Raw genomic sequence first — 19,047 nt, forward strand, 5'->3', positions numbered from 1 at the left:
GGCCGCGCGCGGCACGACTGGTTCTGCGGCCGGCCGTGCCGATCCTGCCGCGCCCGACGCGGGTGGCTTGCGCATCGGCAGGCTCTGCAAGGTCGTCGGTTTCGGCTCCGCCGCAGGGGTTTCGGCGGTCAGCGTGAAGTGGAACTCGCCCGGTTCGACCAGCGTCGGATCGGCGGGGCGGATGACCGGCAGATCGCCGGACGTATCGCGCTCGTCCTTGCTCGGCGGCGGGATGATGCGCAGCGTGCCCGTGGTCTCGTACGCGCGCGACGTGGCCGCGGGGGCGTCGGTGCCGGCGGCCCGGTCCGCACCGGCCGCGTCGTTCGGAGCCGGGGCGCCTGCCGATGCGGCTGCTGAAACAGGCTGCGCGGCACCGGCATTGGCCGTGTCAGCAGCTGCGCTCGCGGCGGTGTCACCGGCGGCGACGGGGCCGCGTGGCTGGAAGTTTGCCGCAATCGTCGGTCCGTCCGGTCCGAACGGCTGGAACGTCGTCGGTTCCGGCGTGCGGCGGTAGTCGTTGTCCCGCGCCGCCGCCACGTCCACCGGGCTGGGGCCGGAGGGCGTGTCCCCGCCGCGCGGGGTGTTCGCGAGCAATTCCGCGCCGAAGACCTTCGGCGTCCCGGAATCGAACGGCGTCCCCGCGGTACTCGACTCGGCGGGCATCCGTCCGCCCAGTCCCAGCGCGGCGCGCGCGGCGGCTGCGAACTGTCCGGCGGTCTGATACCGGTCCGCCGGCGCCTTCGCCATTGCGCGCGCGATCACCCCGTCGATGGCCTCGGGCACGCCGGCCCGCGCGGCGCTGGCACGCGGGGGCGGTTCCGACAGATGCGACCGGATCAGCACACTGACGCTCTCGGCCGGGAAGGGCGTCGCGCCGGTCAGGCATTCGTGCAGGACGCAGGCCAGCGAATAGATGTCGGCACGGGCGGTCACGGGCCCCGAGTCGAATCGCTCCGGCGCCATATAGGTGTAGGAACCGGCGGCGTGGCTGCCCGTGGTGTGCGGGTTGTCGCCCTCGTCGCGGGCGATGCCGAAATCGGTGAGATACGCGAAATCGGCCGGGGTGACGAGGATGTTGCCGGGCTTGACGTCCCGATGGACCAGCCCCGCGGCGTGTGCCGCATCCAGTGCGGCGGCCACTTGCTCGACGATCGCCACCGCGCGGTCGGCATCGAGCTTTCCCTGCCGGCGCAGCAGCGTGCGCAGGTTCTCGCCGCGCACCAGGCGCATATCCAGGAACAGGGAGCCGCCGGTCTCACCCCAGTCGTGAATCGGGATGATGTGCGGTTCGGCCAGCCGGGCCGCCGCCTGCGATTCGCGGCGGAAGCGTTCCTGATACGTCGCGTCTTGCGCGAGCTGTTCGGGCAGGATCTTGAGCGCGACGACGCGATCCCTACCGGTATCGAACGCCTCGTACACCTCGCCCATACCACCGCGACCGAGCAGCGAGCGCACCTCGTACGGGCCGAATCTGGTGCCGACCCGTGACCTCGGCACTTCCACCGGTGAACCTCCAACTCCTGGGCAAGGTGGCCAACCTGCCCGGCGCCGCACCGGGTTGCCTGCCCCTCAGAACGCCGATTCTCCGGGTGCGACCACGCCGTGGTCAAACGCGAAGACGATCGCGGCCGCCCTGTCTCGTAACCCTAGCTTGCCGAAAATGTGTCCGACGTGGCTCTTTACCGTTACTTCGGAGATGCCGAGTTCGCCGGCGATCTCGGAGTTGACCCGCCCGCGGCCGATCAGTTTGAGCACCTCGAGTTCGCGAGCGGTGAGCTCCGCCATGCGGGAGCGAGTGTCGGTGGGGACCGGCCGCGCCGTCCGGTAGGCCGACAGCACCCGGCCGGTGACGGACGGATCGAGCCAGGAGCCGCCCTCGGCCACGGTGCGCACCGCCCGGATCAGATCCTCGGCGGGGGAGTCCTTGAGGATGAAGCCCGCCGCGCCTGCCCGCAGCGCACCGGAGAGCAGATGGTCGTCGTCGAAGGTCGTGAGCACCAGCACCGGCGGCGCGTCCGCGCGGGTCCGCAGCCGCCGGGTCGCGTCGATGCCGCCGATCCGCTTCATCCGCAGATCCATCAGCACCACGTCCGGCCGGTATTCGGCCAAGGCGGCCGGCACCTCGTCACCGTCGCCGCATTCGGTGACCACGAAGCCGTCGCGGCGGCGCAGGATCCGTCGCAGTCCACCGCGCACGAGTTCCTGGTCGTCGACGACGAGCACGGTGGTGGTCGCGGTATCGGTGTCGGTGAGCGGACTCTGACCCGGATTCACGTGCCCTCCTGCGTTCTACGGGACACCCGCACCCGGTCGGCGCGGGTATGTCTCACCGATCCCGGTGCCCTGCGGGACACCCGCACCCGGTCGGACGGGTTGGCGGACGCGCCGGCATGTCTCACCGCTCCTCCTGGCGTTTGCGGGTGAGCGAGGTGATCGCGTCACGCACCTTCGTCAGGGGATCGTCGAGTCCGCTCACCGGGCACACCTCGTCGGGAGCGAGCGGGATGCGGGCGCGCACCTGCCAGTACTCGCCCGATCGGCCGGCCGACAGATTGCCGTTCAGGGTCGCCGTGCGCTGACGCATGCCGTTGATCCCCATTCCGCGGCCGGTGCGCGGCGCCGGGCCCTGCGGCAGCGTATTGCGCACGCGCACGGTCACTTCGGCGGGGGTCACGGCGATATCGAGGGACGCTTGCGCACCCGGCGCGTGCTTGGCGATATTCGACAGCGATTCCTGACTGATCCGGTACAGCGCCAGACCCGTCGACGCGGACACCGCCGCGGTGTCGCCGGTGAGGTGGTAGGTCACCGACAGCCCGGCGCCGACGAAATCGGCGACCAGGTCGGCGATGTCCTCGAGACCCGGTTCGGGCGTCATCGCGGACGGGCGCTGATCGAGCAGGCCGACGGTGTGCCGGATATCGGCCATCGCCTGGCGGCCGAGGCGTTCGGCATCGCCGAGTGCGTCGATGGCCTCGTCGACATCGCGATCGGTCTCCAGTGCGTGCCGGGCCGCGGTCAGGTGCAGCAGCGTGACGCTCAGGGAGTGGGCGATCACGTCGTGGACCTCGCGGGCGATCCGGCGGCGTTCGTCGTCGGCCGCCTGCGCGGAGCGAATCGCCTGATTCTCGCGCTCCTGATCGAGTGACTGCCGCTGGAATTGCAACATCAGGCCGACCATCCAGCCCAGCACGATCGCGACCACGTACACCTGCACCAGTTCGGCGGAGCCCAGGGCGTAGAAGACGACGATCTCCGCGACGGCGGCGATCATCCAGAACAGGCTGACCCGTTTCGGCGCGATCGCCCCGATCATCCCGACCATCACGGTCAACACCAGCGGAGAACAATCGGGTGAGACCGGCTGCAGCAGGAACAGCGCCTGGGCGGTGAGCGCGGACAGGCCGAACACGGCCGGTTTCGGCGGCAGGTCGAACAAGAACAGCAGCGGATAGCAGGCGAACAACAGCGCCACCGCGAGGAAGGGCACCCCGGTCGAGAAGTACTGGCTGCGCAGCGCCGCGGCCGCGACCGCCGCCACCACGACCGCGATATCCGCGGTGACGACCACCGAGACGGGATAGCCGTAGGACATCTCCTCGACCCGCCGCCGCAGCGTACCGGCCGGATCGTGCACGAGGTCCAGGAGACGACGCGCGACCCGCCCCAGTGCCAGGCGGGTCCGGCCCGGGCGCCGCGGCGCGCGCGGCAATACCTCCGCACGGTCGTCTGCGCTGGTCAGGTCCATAACAGTCAGGCTAGTCGCCGACGGGTGGTCGCTGCATCGTTCCCGGAAAGGGCCCGCGCTCCTACCGTGGTAGGACCCGAAGTCTCGTCTGCGGCACGACGTATCCGCCGGGCGGCGTCCGTAGCGTGAGTCGCACAGTGTCCGGCGAAAGGCCCGGACACCCGGCCCGAGGAGATGGGTGCGATGACTTGGCAAGACCAGCACGCTCGTACCGACATCCTGCACGAGGTGCTCGCCCGCGCGGCCGTCGATCCGGCCACCCCGGGACTGTTCTACGACCTGCCCGACTGCGATCGGCTCTTCGGCGGACCCGCCGGAGTGCTTGCCGCCCTGCGGTATCGGTGGGACAACCATCTGCACGCCAAACTCGACCAGGCCCAGCTGCAGGGCCAGTCGCCGGGCGAGGCCTACCTGGAACTGGCCGCGGAACAACCCGTACTGCGTGCCGTACTCGACGCGCACGAGGTCCGGCATTGGCATCGCGAGCCGGCCCTGGCACGCTGAGCGACGATCCGACCCGGTTGCGGCGCAGTCGAACCCGCGCCGTCACCGCAACCGACAGCAGAAAGAGGGTGGGACGACCGCCATGTTGGAATTGACCGACGTCGTCAAGGAATACCGGGTGGGTGAACAGCGGGTTCGCGCTCTCGACACCATCAGTCTGCGCATCGAGGCGGGGGAATTCACCTCGATCATCGGCCCGTCCGGATCCGGTAAGAGCACCCTGCTGCATCTGCTCGGCGCATTGGATTCACCGGATTCGGGTTCCATCACCTTCCAGGGCGACGAGATCGGCTCCCTCGACGACAACCGGCAATCCGAGTTCCGCCGCCACCGCGTGGGTTTCGTCTTCCAGTTCTTCAACCTGCTGCCGACGCTCTCGGCGTGGGAGAACGTCGCGGTGCCGAAACTGCTGGACGGCACCGGATTGCGCAAGGCCAAGCCGCGGGCGCTGGAACTGCTCGACCGCGTGGGCCTGTCCGATCGCGCCGAGCATCGCCCCGCGGAACTGTCCGGCGGTCAGATGCAGCGGGTGGCCGTCGCTCGCGCGCTGATCATGGATCCGCCGCTGATCCTGGCCGACGAGCCCACCGGCAATCTGGATTCCAAGACCGGCGCCGCCATTCTGGAACTGCTCGGCGACATCTGCGGCGCGGGCAATTCGGTGGTGATGGTCACCCACGACATGGGCGCCGTCGAATACTGCGATCGCGTGATCACGCTGCGGGACGGGCGAATCGGTTCCAACGAGCTGGTGTCCGCGCGCCGCGGCGAGGTTCGCGACGGCGACGAGGTGGTGCGCGCGTGATCACAGCCGGCTGGGATCGGTTGCGGCTGTTCAACATCGGAGAGCTGTTCACCCACAAGGGCCGCACCGCCATGTCGATGGCGGTCATGGGGGTATCGGCGGGGCTGCTGGTGGCGGTGCTCAGCATCTCCGGTTCGGTGACCGGTTCGGTGGATCGGCTGACCTCGGCGCTGGGCGGGAAGGCGCAACTCGAGATCTCCGGCGTCACCGAGAGCGGATTCGGGCAGGACCTGGTGCCGCAGGTGCGCGCGGTCCCCGGAGTCGAGGCGGCGGTGCCGATGATCCGCGCCGGGGTCGGCAACCCTGCCGACCGCACGCTGCTCATCGGCGCCGACGCGTCGGTGTCGGCGCTCGGCAGTGATCTGAACGGGGCGCTGAGCGGGCAGGCGGCGAAACTGCTGTCGGTGCCGGGCGGAGTCCTCGTCGGCGCGGGGCTGGGCCGGCACGAGGGCGAGACCTTCACGCTGGGCAACCAGCAGGTGACCGTGGCCGGAGTGCTCGACGACGCCACCTCGCACAGACTCAACAGCGGGCACATCGTCATCGCCACCCTGCCTGTCGCCCAGCAACTCGCCGGCCGGGCGGGCATGGTCGACTCCGTCCAGATCGTGCCGAAGCCGGGAACCGATGTGGGGCAACTGCGTTCGGCGCTGACCGCACTGGTGAACGGCCGTGCCGTCGTGGCCGATCCGAGCTTGCGCACCGCGCAGGCGAGCGGCGCGATCCAGCTCGTGCGCTTCTCCACCACGATGGCCTCGGCCGCGGCGCTGATCGTTTCGGGCTTCCTGATCTACAACGCGATGAGTATGGCGGTGGCCCAACGCCGCCCGACGCTGTCGCTGCTGCGCGCGATCGGCGGACGGCGGCGTCCGATGGTGCGTGATCTGGTCGTGGAGGCGGCCGTCATCGGATTGATCGGCGGCGCGATCGGTTCGGTGGTCGGGATCTTCGCCGGGCGCATGTCGATCGACACGATTCCCTCGGCCATGGTGGCGGCGGTGGATACCCGCACCGAATACATGGTGCCCGGCTACGCGATTCCGTTCGCGATCGCGGCCTGCGTGCTGGCCAGCGTCGCCGCCGCGTCGATCGCCGCCCGCCAGGTCTACAAGGTTCAGCCCATCGAGGCGCTGGCGCCGGTGGGGGTGTCGAAGGCCGATTCGGTCGGGCCGTGGTTGCGCTGGGGTGCGCTGGTGGGTGGCCTGGCCATGGTCGGCGGCGCCGTCGTCATCGCGCGCGCCGATCTGGGCCGGGCCTCGCTCGCCGCGATCTCGCTGTCCATCGCGGGCGCGGTCGGCCTGTGTTTCGCCGCGATGGGGCCGATCGTGCGCCTGGCGGCCGGGGTCGCCCGGATCTTCGGCGCGCCCGGAGCCCTGGGAGCCACCACCATCGAACGAGCTCCGCGACGCGTGTGGGCCACGGCGATGACGGTGATGATCGGCGTCACCGCGACCGTCGCGATGGGCGGGGCGTCGAGCAATCTGGTCGATTCGGCCACGGACTCGTTCTCCGATCTGGGTCGCCGCGACGCCTACATCAGCCCCACCTCGCTGGCCGAATTCCCCACGGGGCCGATCCTTCCGCCGGATCTGAAGGAAACCGTGCGCCGGGTTCCCGGCGTCGCCGACGTGGGCTCGGCGCAGATGGCCTTCGCCACCGTCGGCAGCGATCGGGTGATGCTGCAGGCCTATCAGCCCAATATCCGGTCGTCGGTCCTCGCCGATCTGGGACCCGATGTGTCGCAACGGATGTCGACCGGCGAGGGCGTCGTGCTCTCGCGCGACGTGGCGCGCTCGCTGGATGTCGGCGAGGGCGCGCAGCTCGAGCTGCCCACGCCGACGGGCGTCCATTCCGTGCGGGTCCTGCGGGTGATCCCGTACTTCTCGGCGCTGTCGGGCATCGTGCTCATGGATCTGGACGTCCTGCGGCAGTGGTACGACCGCCCGGGAGAGACGATCCTCGGCGTCAACTTCGCGCCCGGCGTCGACAAAGCCCATGTGATCGACGCGATCCGCGCGGTGGTGCCGCCCGCCCTGCACGTGGACACCGGCGCTCAGGCGCTCGCGGCGGTATCTCGAGGGGTGCAGCAGGGTACGTCGCTGTCCGGTTCGATTCTGTGGATCGTGGTGCTGGTTTCGACCGCGGCGCTGCTGAATACGCTGATGCTGTCGGTCCTGGAACGCCGCCGCGAACTCGGCGTGCTGCGCGCCATGGGCACCAGCCGCCGATTCCTGTTGCGCACGGTGCTGACCGAGGCCGCCGGTATCGGATTGGCCGGTGCCGCACTGGGTTTGGTGACCGGCGCGGCCGTGCAGTATCTGGCCACCGTGGCGATGGGTCACGCGATGACCATCGACGTGGTGTACCGCCCGAGCCCGATGCTGCTGGTCTACGCCGTCGCCGCGCTGGTCCTGGCCCTGCTCGGCTCGATTCCGCCGTCGCTGCGCGCGGCCCGCATGCCGATCGTCGAGGCCATCGCCGTCGACTGATCGTGTCAGGAGGGGAAGTCCCACGCGGCCGGGCGCGTGGGACTGCTCCGATTCCGGGTCGGCGCAGCGTCGTCGGCACCCTTACATAAACTGATGGACATGACTGCACCCACGGTGGACTTGATGGACTATGCCGACGTCATCGACCGGTACGAGCCGGTGCTGGGCATGGAGGTGCACGTCGAACTGGGCACCGAAACCAAGATGTTCTGCGGGTGCCCGACGGCCTTCGGTGCCGAGCCGAACACCCAGGTCTGCCCGGTATGTCTGGGCCTGCCGGGTTCGCTGCCGGTGGTCAACCAGCAGGCCGTCGAGTCGGCGATCCGCATCGGCCTGGCGCTGAACTGCTCGATCACCCCGTGGGGCCGGTTCGCGCGCAAGAACTACTTCTACCCGGATCAGCCGAAGAACTACCAGATCAGTCAGTACGACGAGCCGATCGCCACCGACGGCTACCTGGATGTGGTGCTCGACGACGGCTCGGTCTTCCGGGTCGACATCGAACGTGCCCACATGGAGGAGGACACCGGTAAGTCCCTGCACGTGGGCGGCGCCACCGGCCGTATCCACGGCGCGAGCCATTCGCTGCTGGACTACAACCGGGCCGGCGTGCCGCTGATCGAGATCGTCACCAAGCCGATCACCGGCGCCGGTGAACGCGCCCCCGAGGTGGCCCGCGCCTACGTCACCGCACTGCGCGATCTGCTGAAGGCGCTCGACGTCTCCGACGTCAAGATGGAGCAGGGTTCGCTGCGCTGCGACGCCAACGTGTCGCTGATGGCCAAGGGCGCCGAGGTATTCGGCACGCGCACCGAGACCAAGAACGTGAACTCGCTGCGTAGCGTCGAGGTCGCGGTGCGCTACGAGATGCGCCGCCAGGGCGCGGTGCTCAGCTCCGGCGGCACCGTGATCCAGGAGACCCGCCACTTCCACGAGGGCGACGGCTCCACCTCCCCGGGCCGCGTCAAGGAAACCGCCGAGGATTACCGCTACTTCCCCGAGCCGGACCTCGAGCCGATCGCCCCGGACGCCGACTGGGTCGAGAAGTTGCGCGGCACCATCCCCGAATACCCGTGGCTGCGCCGCGCCCGCATCCAGGCCGAATGGGGTCTGTCCGACGAGGTGTTCCGCGATCTGATCAACGCCGGTGCGCTGGATCTGATCATCGCCACCGTCGACGCCGGCACCACGGTCGACGCCGCCCGCGCCTGGTGGGTCAACTACCTCACCGAGCAGGCCAAGGAGCGCGAGGTGGCGCTCGAGGATCTGCCGATCACGCCGAAGCAGGTCGCCGAGGTGGTCGCGCTGGTCGACGCCAAGACCATCAACTCCAAGGTGGCCCGCCAGGTCGTCGACTTCGTGCTGGCCGGTGAGGGCGATCCGGGACAGATCGTCGAGGCCAAGGGGCTGGGCATGGTGTCCGACGACTCCGCCCTCCAGACCGAGGTCGACAAGGCCCTGGCCGCCAACCCGGACATCGCCGACAAGATCCGCTCCGGCAAGGTCCAGGCCGCCGGCAAGATCGTCGGCGACGTCATGAAGGCCACCCGGGGCCAGGCCGACGCCGCCCGCGTCCGCGAACTGGTGCTCGCCGCCTGCGGCGCTGCCTGAGTGTGACGGTGTCGAATGCCCGGTCCGGTGGGGCCGGGCATTCGTCTGTGTGCGCCTAGTCCGGTCCGCCGCCCGCGCCGCCCTTGGGCGGTGGGATGCGCACGATGCGGTCGTCCAGCGGTCCCGCGGCGGCGGGTTTGTTGACCGTACCCACCCAGACGTTGCCGTCGCCGCCCAGCGCGGCGCCCCCGAGCGAGCCGTATTTGTCCTGCGCCACCATCGTCGGGGCGGTGGTCACCGCGTGCGTGGTCGGATCGGCGTCGGCGAAGGCCAGCGCCTTGGCGCCCGACATCGAGATCGCCACGCCGTCCACGGCGGCCGCGCAGCCGCCCGCACCCGGCTTGTCCGGCCAGGTCCACGCCGTGGCGACGGCGCCGTCGGGTCCCAGGCGCTGCAGCCGGTCCTCGGTGGCGGTGCGGTCGGTGAACCAGATGGTGTCCTTGTGGTCGGGGCACACCCCGCCCGCGGTGCCGATGCCGGACGCGACCACCTTCGGATTCGCGTTACCCGGCGCCGGATCGTCGATCTCGAGCAATTTGCCCGCCAGCGATCCGGGGTCGTTCGCCGCACCCGGATTGCCGGCGTCGCCGGTCAGCACCGCCAGTTTGGTCGGTGAGACGAAAGCGAGCGAGCCGTGGTTTCCGTTGGCGCCCTTGGGAATTCCGGTGAGAATCGGCTTCGGATCGCCGCCCGCGCCGATACGGACGACGCGATTGTCCGAGGCGGTGGTGATGTAGGCGTAGACCAGGCCGTCCTCGCCGTAGCTAGGTGAGAGCGCGACATCGCTGAGCCCGCCGTCGCCGGCCGCGTCGACATCGACGCGGGTGACCTCGAGCGGCTGCGGTGGCGCCTGGCTCGGATCGACGGCGGTGACCTTCAGGATGCGGCCGGTGGTGCGTTCGGTGACCAGCGCCTGCTGCCCGTCCGGCAGGACCGTCAGCCCGCCGGTGGTGTCCAGGCACGACACCACGACCGCGGGATCGGGATCGATACACGGCCCGGTGGGACGCTGCCCGGTCGGCGGCGGAGTCTTCGGTTCGCTGGTCGGGCCCTGCCCCTCGGGTTCGATGGTGGGCGCGGGAGTGAACGGTTTGGACGCGGAATCGTCGAAGCGAGCACAGCCGACCACCAGGCCGGCGGTGACGGCGAGGATCGACGCGACACGACCGACGACAACCACACTCATTGCCCAAACGTTACGGAAATACCGCCGCGCGCGCTCGCAGGGGTCCGGACCACACCGCGCGGGCTGTCCCGGCGGCTACGGTTCGTGCTGGCGAGGCGCGCCGCGGAACCGGCCGGGCGGGGCTGACACGCCGGGAACAGACCACGCGCCCACGCGTTTGGCGTCATACTCTGTGCCCGTGACGGACAAGCCGAATCAAACACCGGAATCGAATCAGCCGTCGGGGCGGCCGTCGGGCTCCGGACCGACGGCGGGCAGCCCCTACGACAATCCGACCGGCGAATTCCCCTCGGTGAAACCCGCGGTGGGCAAGGAGGTTCCGCGGACCGAGGACGATCTCGGCCTGGACCCGGACGTACCGTCCGCGGGTGCCGAGCACACGGGCGCCACGAAGAGGACGCAGCCCACGGGCGCCGCAGCCGCCGGAGCTACCGCCGCGAGCGCAGCGCATCCCGGCACCGAGCACCCCGGCACCGAGCACCCCGGCACCGAACATGCCGGCACCGAGCACCCCGACACCGTGCCGCCTGGCGCCGAGCCGGCCGCCTCGGAAGCGCCCACCTACGCCTTCGCCACGATCCCGCCCGCGCGGGCCAACGGCGAAACCGAGCGGCTGCGCCGCCCGCGCGAATACCGCCGCGGCACACTGGATCTGGGTCTGCTGGGCCTGCGCCTGACCGTCGGCCTCACCTTCCTCTACCACGGCCTGCAGAAGCTGGCGGGCTGGTTCCACGGCCCCGGTCTCGACGGCACCCGGCACATGCTCGAGCAGGGCGGCTGGAAGCACATCGAGCTGTCCACCGCGATGCTCACCGTGTCCGAGGTCGGCGGCGGCGCGCTGATCATCCTCGGTCTGGCCACTCCGCTCGCGGCCGGTGCCGTCCTGGCGTCGATCTCGACCGCGTGGCTGTGGAAGCAGGGCATGGCTCCCGACTTCCAGTACCGCCCGGTCGAATTGGAGTCGATCCTCGCCGGCGCGGCGGCGTCGCTGATCCTCACCGGCCCCGGCCGCCTGTCGTTCGACCGCAACCGCGGCTGGGCCGTCCGCCCGTCGTGGGGTTCGTTCGTCTGCCTGGTCCTGGCGCTCGGCGCAGCGGCCGCTGGGTGGATTTTCCTGCACGGCGGCAACCCGTTCGTGGGAATCTTCTGAACCGTGCCTGATTCCGCAATACCGAGTTACCGAGCGATCGAACGCCTGATCGCCGACTACGCCCTCCTGGTCGACCAGGGCGATTTCGCAGGTGTCGGCGCCCTGTTCGCCACGGGCTCCTTCGGGTCCAGCGCCGGAATGATCGAGGGCAGTGCCGCCGTGGAAAAGATGTTGTCCGGCACCGTGATCCGCTACGACGACGGCACTCCTCGCACGAAACACCTGGTCACCAACCTGGTGATCGAGGTCGACGAGGCCGAGGACACCGCGACCGGCAGGTCCTACTTCACCGTCCTGCAGGCCGCCCCCGACCTACCGCTGCAACCCATCGTCAGCGGCCGCTACGACGACCGCTTCCACCGCCCCGCCGGACAGTGGGCATTCGCGCAACGCGCGGTCACCATGGACCTCATCGGCGACGTGAGCCACCACCTGCGCAGATAACTCCGCGCGCCATTGATGTTCGAACGGAAACGGCCGCTCCGTTGGGGAGCGGCCGTTTCGCGCACTCGACAGCTACCCACACCCCCACATCAGACAGAAAGGCCGCCCCCGCGACAGAGGAGCGGCCTTTCGTATAGGTGTCCTGATCTTTCATCTGAGGCGACAACTGACCTCGTACGCACATGGGTAACTCACCGGGTACGTCCAGAACTCAGCCGGTCACCTGACGTAAGACCGACGCCCAACCCTCCGCGCGCCCAACGGCACGCAGAGGCCCGGAGAGGCGGTCACGGCACGCGGCGGACGGCACCTTTGTCGGCGGAGGTTGCCAATGCGGCGTACGCGCGCAGCGCGGTGGTGATCGGCCGATCACGCTGGACCGGCTGCCACGGCCGCTCCCGCGCCTCCATCTTGGCGCGGCGCTCGGCGAGCACCTCGTCGTCGACCAGCAGCTCGAGCGCGCGGGTGTGCACGTCGATGCGGATGCGGTCGCCGTTCTCGATCAGGCCGATGGCGCCGCCGCTGGCCGCCTCGGGGGAGATGTGCCCGATGGACAGGCCGGAGGTGCCGCCGGAGAAGCGGCCGTCGGTGATCAGCGCGCACACCTTGCCCAGGCCGAGGCCCTTGAGGAACGAGGTGGGATGCAGCATCTCCTGCATACCGGGGCCGCCGGCGGGGCCCTCGTATCGGATCACGACGACGTCGCCGGGGGTGATCTGTTTGCCCAGGATCGCCGAGACCGCGTCTTCCTGGGATTCCAGCACCACGGCCGGTCCTTCGAAGGTGAACAGGTCCTCGTCGATACCGGCGGTTTTCAGGATGGCGCCGTCGAGGGCGATATTGCCCCGCAGCACGCACAGCCCGCCCTCGACGGTGTAGGCGTGCGCGATATCGCGAATGCACCCGCCCTCGGCATCGGTGTCCAGCGAGGACCAGCGGTTCTCGGTGGAGAACGGCACCGTGGTCCGCACTCCGCCGGGCGCGGCGTGGAACAGTTCGATCGCTTCGTCGGAAGCCTTGCCGGAGCGGATGTCCCAGGTGTCGAGCCACTCGTCGAAGGAGGCGGTGTGCACGGTGGTCACATCGGTTTCCAGCAGTCCGCCGCGGCGCAGTTCGCCCAGGATGGCGGGAATGCCGCCGGCGCGGTGCACATCTTCCATGTGGTAGTCGGAGTTGGGGGAGACCTTCGACAGGCAGGGCACCCGGCGCGAGATCTCGTCGATGGTGGCGAGGTCGAAATCGATCTCGCCCTCCTGGGCGGCGGCCAGGGTGTGCAGCACCGTGTTGGTGGAACCGCCCATCGCGACGTCGAGGGCCATCGCGTTGCGGAAGGCCTTGGCGTTGGCCACGTTTCGCGGCAGGACGGATTCGTCGTCGTCGCGGTACCAGCGGTTAGCGATCTCGACGACGGTGCGGCCTGCCCGCTCGAACAGCGCGCGCCGCGCCGCGTGGGTGGCGAGGGTGGAGCCGTTGCCGGGCAGTGCCAGGCCCAATGCCTCGGTGAGGCAGTTCATCGAGTTCGCGGTGAACATGCCGGAACAGGAACCGCAGGTCGGGCAGGCGCTGCGCTCGACCTCGCTCAGCCCCTCGTCGCTGACCTCGGTGGAGGCGCTGGCGGCGATCGCGGTGATCAGATCGGTCGGCGCCTGCGCCACACCGCCGACGACCACGGCCTTGCCTGCCTCCATCGGACCGCCGGAGACGAACACGGTCGGGATGTCGAGCCGCATGGCGGCGTTCAGCATGCCGGGAGTGATCTTGTCGCAGTTGGAGATACACACCAGCGCGTCGGCGGTGTGCGCGTTGACCATGTATTCGACCGAGTCCGCGATGATTTCGCGGCTGGGCAGCGAGTAGAGCATGCCGCCGTGACCCATCGCGATCCCGTCGTCGACAGCGATGGTGTGGAATTCGCGCGGCACACCACCGGCGGCGCGCACCGCGTCGGCGACGATCTCGCCGACATCCTTCAGATGCACGTGGCCGGGCACGAATTGGGTGTAGGAGTTCGCGATCGCGACGATCGGCTTACCGAAATCGGAGTCGGTCAGGCCGGTGGCCCGCCAGAGTGCGCGTGCGCCTGCGGCATTGCGTCCGGCGGTGGTGGTGCGTGAGCGAAGCGGTGGCATGAATTCGGTCCTCGGTGGTCGGCGCGGTGGCCGGAGCGGCTCTACTCGGGCAGGGCTCTGCTCGTCGGTGCTCATCGTCCGGTGGGTCGCCGGGGCCGGGGCCGAGGGCTGGTCGGCCGCCGTGCGGAGCGTCTCTTCGGCGAGTGGTGTCGTCGGCAGAGGTGCCTGTTCGCAAGAGCAGAGTGTCTGTTCGGCGCTTCAACGTTACTCCCGCCACCGGAGCGTGCTCACCGGAGGCGGGTGGTCGTGCGGCCGCGGGGTGGAGCGGCAGCACGACGCACGTCGAGCCGGTCCGAGCGGCCGTCACCGGGTGGGGTCTCGACCACGGACCCGCACCGCGACGCGATGATCGCGGCGACTGCGCCCCGAGTGGGGACGTAGTCAGGGCAGCATCGCGAAAGCGCGAATTTGTTCCCGGAGTTCGAGGTTGGCGGGAGAGTGTGAAACATCCCACTCGAGGGAGAGGCCGCTCAGTCCTCCGTGGAGGTGTCCGGCTTGTCAGCGGCTTCGGTCGACGAGCTGTCCGCGGCACCGGAATCGGTGGCCTCGCCGGTGCTCTGGCCGCTCGTCTCCTCCGTGTCCGCCGCGCTCTTCTCCGGCCGGGCGAACGGATCCGGAATCCGCCCGTCCGATGCCGCGACCAGATCCTTCAGCCGGTCGTAGCTCACCGCCGGCAGGGCCACCTCGGAGTCGTCGCTCAGATGCGCTCGCACCCAGCCGCGCTTGGGGATCCGCAGTCCCTGGATCTGCGACCAGTCGAGGTGCCGGGAGCCGAAGGTCGTGCGCAGGTCGAGTCCGCTCGCCGATACCGTGGTGCGGGACCGCTCCACCCACCACGCGACCGCGGCCGGGATGAGAAACAGGATCCACAGCACCGCGGGCCAGCCGAAGAACGGGAACGCCGCGCAGAACAGCAGAATGAACACCCCGAGATGCGCGAGCCGGGGGATACGGATCACACGCCCCGTATCGGTTCCGCCCTCGGCGGTGTGGGACGATTGAGCTGGTGGCACGGACTGCTGCGGCGATGACACACCCCCATCCTCGCATCATGGTGAAGCGACACTCGAACCGCCCCGTCTCACATAATGAGACACCGCACGTCAAGTAATTTGACTCATCGACTCTCGCGCGCATACCGTCGAGCGCGTGAATCGAAACGAGCTTCTCGTAATCGGCCGGCGCGTCCAGCGCTGAGCCTGACGACTCGAGGTCGACTACGTCAGCTCGCAACTGCGACGCGCCACCCTCGCTCAGCCATCGGCTGACGGGGGCTTTTTTGTGTTCGGACAAGTTGTGTTCATGGCTTCGAAGATCGCTCGAGCGCCGCGCAGGCGCCGCGTGACAGCGAAGCGGTGAACGACAAGCAGTAAGGAAAAAGACGGTGAGCGCACCAACTGCACGGCCCGGGCCCTCGGCCCGCAGGCCAGCGCCTTCGGCCTCCCAGCCGACCCCCGCGGCTGCCGCCGCGATCGGAAACCGCCGCCAGGTCCCGCCCGAGAAGGTGACCGGCGCCCAGTCCGTCGTCCGCTCCCTCGAGGAGCTCGGCGTCGACACGGTATTCGGCATTCCGGGTGGTGCGATTCTCCCCGTCTACGATCCGCTCTTCGACTCCACCCGCGTGCGTCACGTCCTGGTCCGCCACGAGCAGGGCGCCGGTCACGCTGCGACCGGTTATGCCCAGGCCACCGGCAAGGTCGGTGTGTGTATGGCCACATCCGGTCCGGGTGCGACCAACCTCGTCACCCCGATCGCGGACGCGCAGATGGATTCCGTGCCGCTGGTGGCGATCACCGGACAGGTCGGCCGCGGCCTGATCGGTACCGACGCCTTCCAGGAAGCCGACATCTCCGGCATCACCATGGCGTGCACCAAGCACAACTTCCTGGTCAACGACGCCATCGACATCCCGCGCATCATCGCCGAGGCGTTCCACCTGGCCTCGTCGGGCCGTCCGGGCGCGGTGCTGGTCGACATCCCGAAGGATGTCCTGCAGGCGCAGACCACCTTCAGCTGGCCGCCGGAGATGCGGCTGCCCGGCTACCGCCCGGTGACCAAGCCGCACGGCAAGCAGGTGCGTGAGGCCGCGCGGATGATCGCCGAGGCCAAGGCGCCCGTGCTCTACGTCGGCGGCGGCGTGATCAAGGCCGATGCCTCTCCGGAGCTGCTGGAACTGGCCGAGCTCACCGGCATCCCGGTGGTCACCACCCTGATGGCGCGCGGCGCGTTCCCCGACAGCCACACCCTCAACATGGGTATGCCCGGTATGCACGGCACCGTGGGAGCCGTTGCGGCCCTGCAGAAGTCGGACCTGCTGATCACGCTGGGCGCCCGCTTCGACGACCGCGTCACCGGCCAGCTGGACTCCTTCGCCCCGCATGCGAAGGTGATCCACGCCGATATCGACCCCGCCGAGATCGGCAAGAACCGCCACGCGGATGTGCCGATCGTGGGTGACTGCCGCGAGGTCATCACCGAACTGATCGAGACCCTGAAGTCCGATCCGGCCTTCACCAACGCCGAGGCGCCGCTGCTGGACCTGGAGTCCTGGTGGACCTATCTCGACGGTGTGCGCAAGCAGTACCCGCTCGGCTACGGCCCCACCTCCGACGGCTCGCTGTCGCCGGAGTACGTCATCGAGACCCTGGGCCGACTGGCCGGGCCCGATGCCATCTATGTGGCCGGTGTCGGCCAGCACCAGATGTGGGCCGCGCAGTTCGTCAAGTACGAGAAGCCGCGCACCTGGCTGAACTCCGGTGGTCTGGGCACCATGGGCTACGCCGTGCCCGCGGCGATGGGCGCCAAGATGGGCGCGCCGGACAAAGAGGTGTGGGCGGTCGACGGTGACGGCTGCTTCCAGATGACCAACCAGGAGCTCGCGACCTGTGCCGTCGAGGGCGTGCCGATCAAGGTCGCGCTGATCAACAACGGCAACCTGGGCATGGTCCGGCAGTGGCAGACCCTGTTCTACGAGAAGCGCTACTCCAACACCGACCTGGGCACCCACACCTTGCGCATCCCCGATTTCGTGAAGCTCGCCGAAGCGCTGGGCTGCCACGGCATCCGGGTGGAGAAGGAAGAGGACGTCGAGGCCGCGATCCGCGAGGCGCAGTCGATCAACGACCGTCCCGTGGTGATCGACTTCATCGTCGGCAAGGACGCGCAGGTGTGGCCGATGGTCGCCGCCGGCACCTCCAACGACGAGATCATGGCAGCGCGCGGCATTCGCCCGCTGTTCGACGAGGACGAGCAGGCCTCCGAGCCGGCCGTCATCCATGAGGCCATGTCCCACGACAAGGCGACCCTGGCGGCGCACGAACGGGCCTCGCAGAAGGAGACCAACCTGTGAGCACGACCCATACCCTCAGCGTGCTGGTGGAGGACAAACCCGGCGTGCTGGCCCGGGTGGCGAGTCTGTTCTCCCGGCGTGGATTCAATATCGAATCCCTGGCCGTGGGTGGCACCGAAGTTCCGGACATCTCGCGGATGACCATCGTCGTCACCGTGGAGGATCTGCCGCTGGAACAGGTGACCAAGCAGCTCAACAAGTTGGTGAACGTCATCAAGATCGTGGAGCAGGACGCCGACGCCTCGGTCGCCCGCGAGCTGATCCTGGTGAAGGTGCGCGCCGATGCCAGCGTGCGCACCCAGGTGATCGAATCGGCCAACCTGTTCCGGGCTAAGGTCATCGACGTGTCGCCCGACGCGCTGACCATCGAGGCGACCGGCACCCGGTCCAAGCTCGAGGCGCTGCTGCGGATGCTGGAACCGTACGGCATCCGTGAGATCGTGCAGTCCGGCGTGGTGGCCGTCGGCCGCGGGCCGAAGTCCATCACCGCGACCCGCTAACACTTATTCAGAAGAATCAACGAAGGGACACAACCACAGTGGCAGTCGAGATGTTCTACGACGACGACGCCGACCTGTCGATCATCCAGGGCCGCAAGGTCGCCGTGATCGGCTACGGCTCCCAGGGCCACGCACACTCGCTGAGCCTGCGTGACTCCGGCGTCGAGGTGCGCATCGGCCTCAAGGAAGGCTCCAAGTCGCGGGCCAAGGCCGAAGAGGCCGGCCTGACCGTCGGCACCCCCGCCGAGGTCTCGGAGTGGGCGGACGTCATCATGCTGCTCGCCCCCGACACCGCGCAGGCCAAGATCTTCACCGAGGACATCGAGCCGAACCTGAAGGACGGCGACGCCCTGTTCTTCGGCCACGGCCTCAACATCCACTTCGGCCTGATCAAGGCTCCGGCCAACGTCACCATCGGCATGGTCGCCCCCAAGGGCCCCGGCCACCTGGTGCGCCGCCAGTTCGTCGACGGCAAGGGCGTTCCGGCCCTGATCGCCATCGACCAGGACCCGAAGGGTGAGGGCCAGGCCCTGGCGCTGTCCTACGCCAAGGGCATCGGCGGCACCCGCGCCGGCGTCATCAAGACCACCTTCAAGGAGGAGACCGAGACCGACCTGTTCGGTGAGCAGGCTGTCCTCTGCGGTGGTACCGAAGAGCTGGTCAAGACCGGTTTCGAGGTTATGGTCGAGGCCGGCTACGCGCCGGAGATGGCCTACTTCGAGGTGCTGCACGAGCTGAAGCTGATCGTCGACCTGATGTACGAGGGCGGCATCGCCCGCATGAACTACTCGGTCTCCGACACCGCCGAGTTCGGTGGCTACCTGTCGGGCCCGCGGGTCATCGACGCCGACACCAAGGAGCGCATGAAGGCGATCCTCAAGGACATCCAGGACGGCACCTTCGTCAAGCGCCTGGTCGCCAACGTCGAGGGCGGCAACAAGGAGCTCGAGAGCCTGCGCAAGCAGAACGCCGAGCACCCGATCGAGGTCACCGGCAAGAAGCTGCGCGACCTGATGAGCTGGGTCGACCGGCCGATCACCGAAACCGCGTAAGGTTTCACACCCGAACGACCCGCTGGGCAGTGTGTCCGGCGGGTCGTCGTGTATGCAGGGCCGCTCGCCCGCGCCGGTTC

At 69.1% G+C, this 19,047-nt stretch carries 15 protein-coding genes; 9 read left to right on the top strand and 6 right to left on the bottom strand.

The window, feature by feature from the left end:
• From NN2_RS37235 to NN2_RS17980, 3 genes are all read right to left on the bottom strand, one after another.
• Positions 1 to 1,503 (bottom strand): serine/threonine-protein kinase (locus NN2_RS37235; RefSeq protein WP_156511365.1); only part of this gene is annotated, 1,503 nt, incomplete at its 3' end.
• Between the two features lie 66 nt (positions 1,504 to 1,569).
• A complete protein-coding gene (locus NN2_RS17975; protein WP_063015195.1) occupies positions 1,570 to 2,223 on the bottom strand; it encodes a response regulator in 654 nt (217 codons plus the stop codon).
• A gap of 172 nt (positions 2,224 to 2,395) precedes the next feature.
• Positions 2,396 to 3,748 (bottom strand): sensor histidine kinase, encoded by a 1,353-nt coding sequence (locus NN2_RS17980; protein WP_063015140.1) that lies wholly within the window; start codon positions 3,746 to 3,748, stop codon positions 2,396 to 2,398.
• Positions 3,749 to 3,931: 183 nt separating this feature from the next.
• Here NN2_RS17980 and NN2_RS17985 point away from each other — a divergent pair, with 183 nt between their 5' ends.
• From NN2_RS17985 to gatB, 4 genes are all read left to right on the top strand, one after another.
• Entirely contained in the window at positions 3,932 to 4,252 is a 321-nt protein-coding gene (locus NN2_RS17985; protein ID WP_051755193.1) for a hypothetical protein, read from the top strand.
• Positions 4,253 to 4,334: 82 nt separating this feature from the next.
• Positions 4,335 to 5,057 (top strand): ABC transporter ATP-binding protein, encoded by a 723-nt coding sequence (locus NN2_RS17990; protein ID WP_063015142.1) that lies wholly within the window; start codon positions 4,335 to 4,337, stop codon positions 5,055 to 5,057.
• Complete coding sequence (locus NN2_RS17995) at positions 5,054 to 7,546, top strand: ABC transporter permease (protein WP_063015144.1); 2,493 nt, start codon at positions 5,054 to 5,056, stop codon at positions 7,544 to 7,546. The genes NN2_RS17990 and NN2_RS17995 overlap by 4 nt, the downstream gene beginning before the upstream one ends.
• A 93-nt stretch (positions 7,547 to 7,639) precedes the next feature.
• Positions 7,640 to 9,157 carry an Asp-tRNA(Asn)/Glu-tRNA(Gln) amidotransferase subunit GatB gene (gene gatB, locus NN2_RS18000; RefSeq protein WP_369817611.1) on the top strand — a complete coding sequence of 506 codons (1,518 nt, stop codon included), beginning with the start codon at positions 7,640 to 7,642 and terminating at the stop codon, positions 9,155 to 9,157.
• A 55-nt stretch (positions 9,158 to 9,212) separates the two neighbouring features.
• Here gatB and NN2_RS18005 read toward each other — a convergent pair whose 3' ends face one another.
• Complete coding sequence (locus NN2_RS18005; RefSeq protein WP_030512947.1) at positions 9,213 to 10,343, bottom strand: PQQ-dependent sugar dehydrogenase; 1,131 nt, start codon at positions 10,341 to 10,343, stop codon at positions 9,213 to 9,215.
• A 178-nt stretch (positions 10,344 to 10,521) separates the two neighbouring features.
• Between NN2_RS18005 and NN2_RS18010 the strand changes: the two genes are divergently transcribed.
• Positions 10,522 to 11,493 (top strand): DoxX family protein, encoded by a 972-nt coding sequence (locus NN2_RS18010; protein WP_063015146.1) that lies wholly within the window; start codon positions 10,522 to 10,524, stop codon positions 11,491 to 11,493.
• A gap of 3 nt (positions 11,494 to 11,496) precedes the next feature.
• Positions 11,497 to 11,937 carry a nuclear transport factor 2 family protein gene (locus NN2_RS18015; RefSeq protein ID WP_082857064.1) on the top strand — a complete coding sequence of 147 codons (441 nt, stop codon included), beginning with the start codon at positions 11,497 to 11,499 and terminating at the stop codon, positions 11,935 to 11,937.
• A 287-nt stretch (positions 11,938 to 12,224) separates the two neighbouring features.
• Here NN2_RS18015 and ilvD read toward each other — a convergent pair whose 3' ends face one another.
• On the bottom strand, positions 12,225 to 14,066 hold the full coding sequence (gene ilvD / locus NN2_RS18020; protein ID WP_063015148.1) for a dihydroxy-acid dehydratase: 1,842 nt from the start codon (positions 14,064 to 14,066) through the stop codon (positions 12,225 to 12,227).
• Positions 14,067 to 14,536: 470 nt separating this feature from the next.
• On the bottom strand, positions 14,537 to 15,100 hold the full coding sequence (locus NN2_RS18025) for a PH domain-containing protein (RefSeq protein WP_245658754.1): 564 nt from the start codon (positions 15,098 to 15,100) through the stop codon (positions 14,537 to 14,539).
• Positions 15,101 to 15,450: 350 nt separating this feature from the next.
• Between NN2_RS18025 and NN2_RS18030 the strand changes: the two genes are divergently transcribed.
• From NN2_RS18030 to ilvC, 3 genes are read left to right on the top strand one after another with little or no spacing between them, the layout of a single operon-like run.
• Entirely contained in the window at positions 15,451 to 17,415 is a 1,965-nt protein-coding gene (locus NN2_RS18030; RefSeq protein WP_063015152.1) for an acetolactate synthase large subunit, read from the top strand.
• The gene (gene ilvN / locus NN2_RS18035) at positions 17,412 to 17,915 is read left to right on the top strand and encodes an acetolactate synthase small subunit (RefSeq protein ID WP_040720620.1); all 504 of its coding nucleotides are present in this window, start codon (positions 17,412 to 17,414) and stop codon (positions 17,913 to 17,915) included. The genes NN2_RS18030 and ilvN overlap by 4 nt, the downstream gene beginning before the upstream one ends.
• 50 nt (positions 17,916 to 17,965) lie before the next feature.
• Positions 17,966 to 18,967, top strand: coding sequence for a ketol-acid reductoisomerase (gene ilvC / locus NN2_RS18040; RefSeq protein WP_174372318.1), 1,002 nt, complete (start codon positions 17,966 to 17,968; stop codon positions 18,965 to 18,967).
• Positions 18,968 to 19,047 lie beyond the last annotated feature (80 nt).

Origin of the sequence: Nocardia nova NBRC 15556 (assembly GCF_001613005.1) — a bacterium.
GTDB lineage: Bacteria > Actinomycetota > Actinomycetes > Mycobacteriales > Mycobacteriaceae > Nocardia > Nocardia nova.

Coding starts and splice junctions, on each gene's coding strand:
- NN2_RS17980 (WP_063015140.1), bottom strand. CDS start 3,748: ATGGACCTGACCAGCGCAGACGACCGTGCGGAGGTATTGCCGCGCGCG.
- NN2_RS17985 (WP_051755193.1), top strand. CDS start 3,932: ATGACTTGGCAAGACCAGCACGCTCGTACCGACATCCTGCACGAGGTG.
- NN2_RS17990 (WP_063015142.1), top strand. CDS start 4,335: ATGTTGGAATTGACCGACGTCGTCAAGGAATACCGGGTGGGTGAACAG.
- gatB (WP_369817611.1), top strand. CDS start 7,640: ATGGACATGACTGCACCCACGGTGGACTTGATGGACTATGCCGACGTC.
- NN2_RS18005 (WP_030512947.1), bottom strand. CDS start 10,343: ATGAGTGTGGTTGTCGTCGGTCGTGTCGCGTCGATCCTCGCCGTCACC.
- ilvD (WP_063015148.1), bottom strand. CDS start 14,066: ATGCCACCGCTTCGCTCACGCACCACCACCGCCGGACGCAATGCCGCA.
- ilvC (WP_174372318.1), top strand. CDS start 17,966: ATGTTCTACGACGACGACGCCGACCTGTCGATCATCCAGGGCCGCAAG.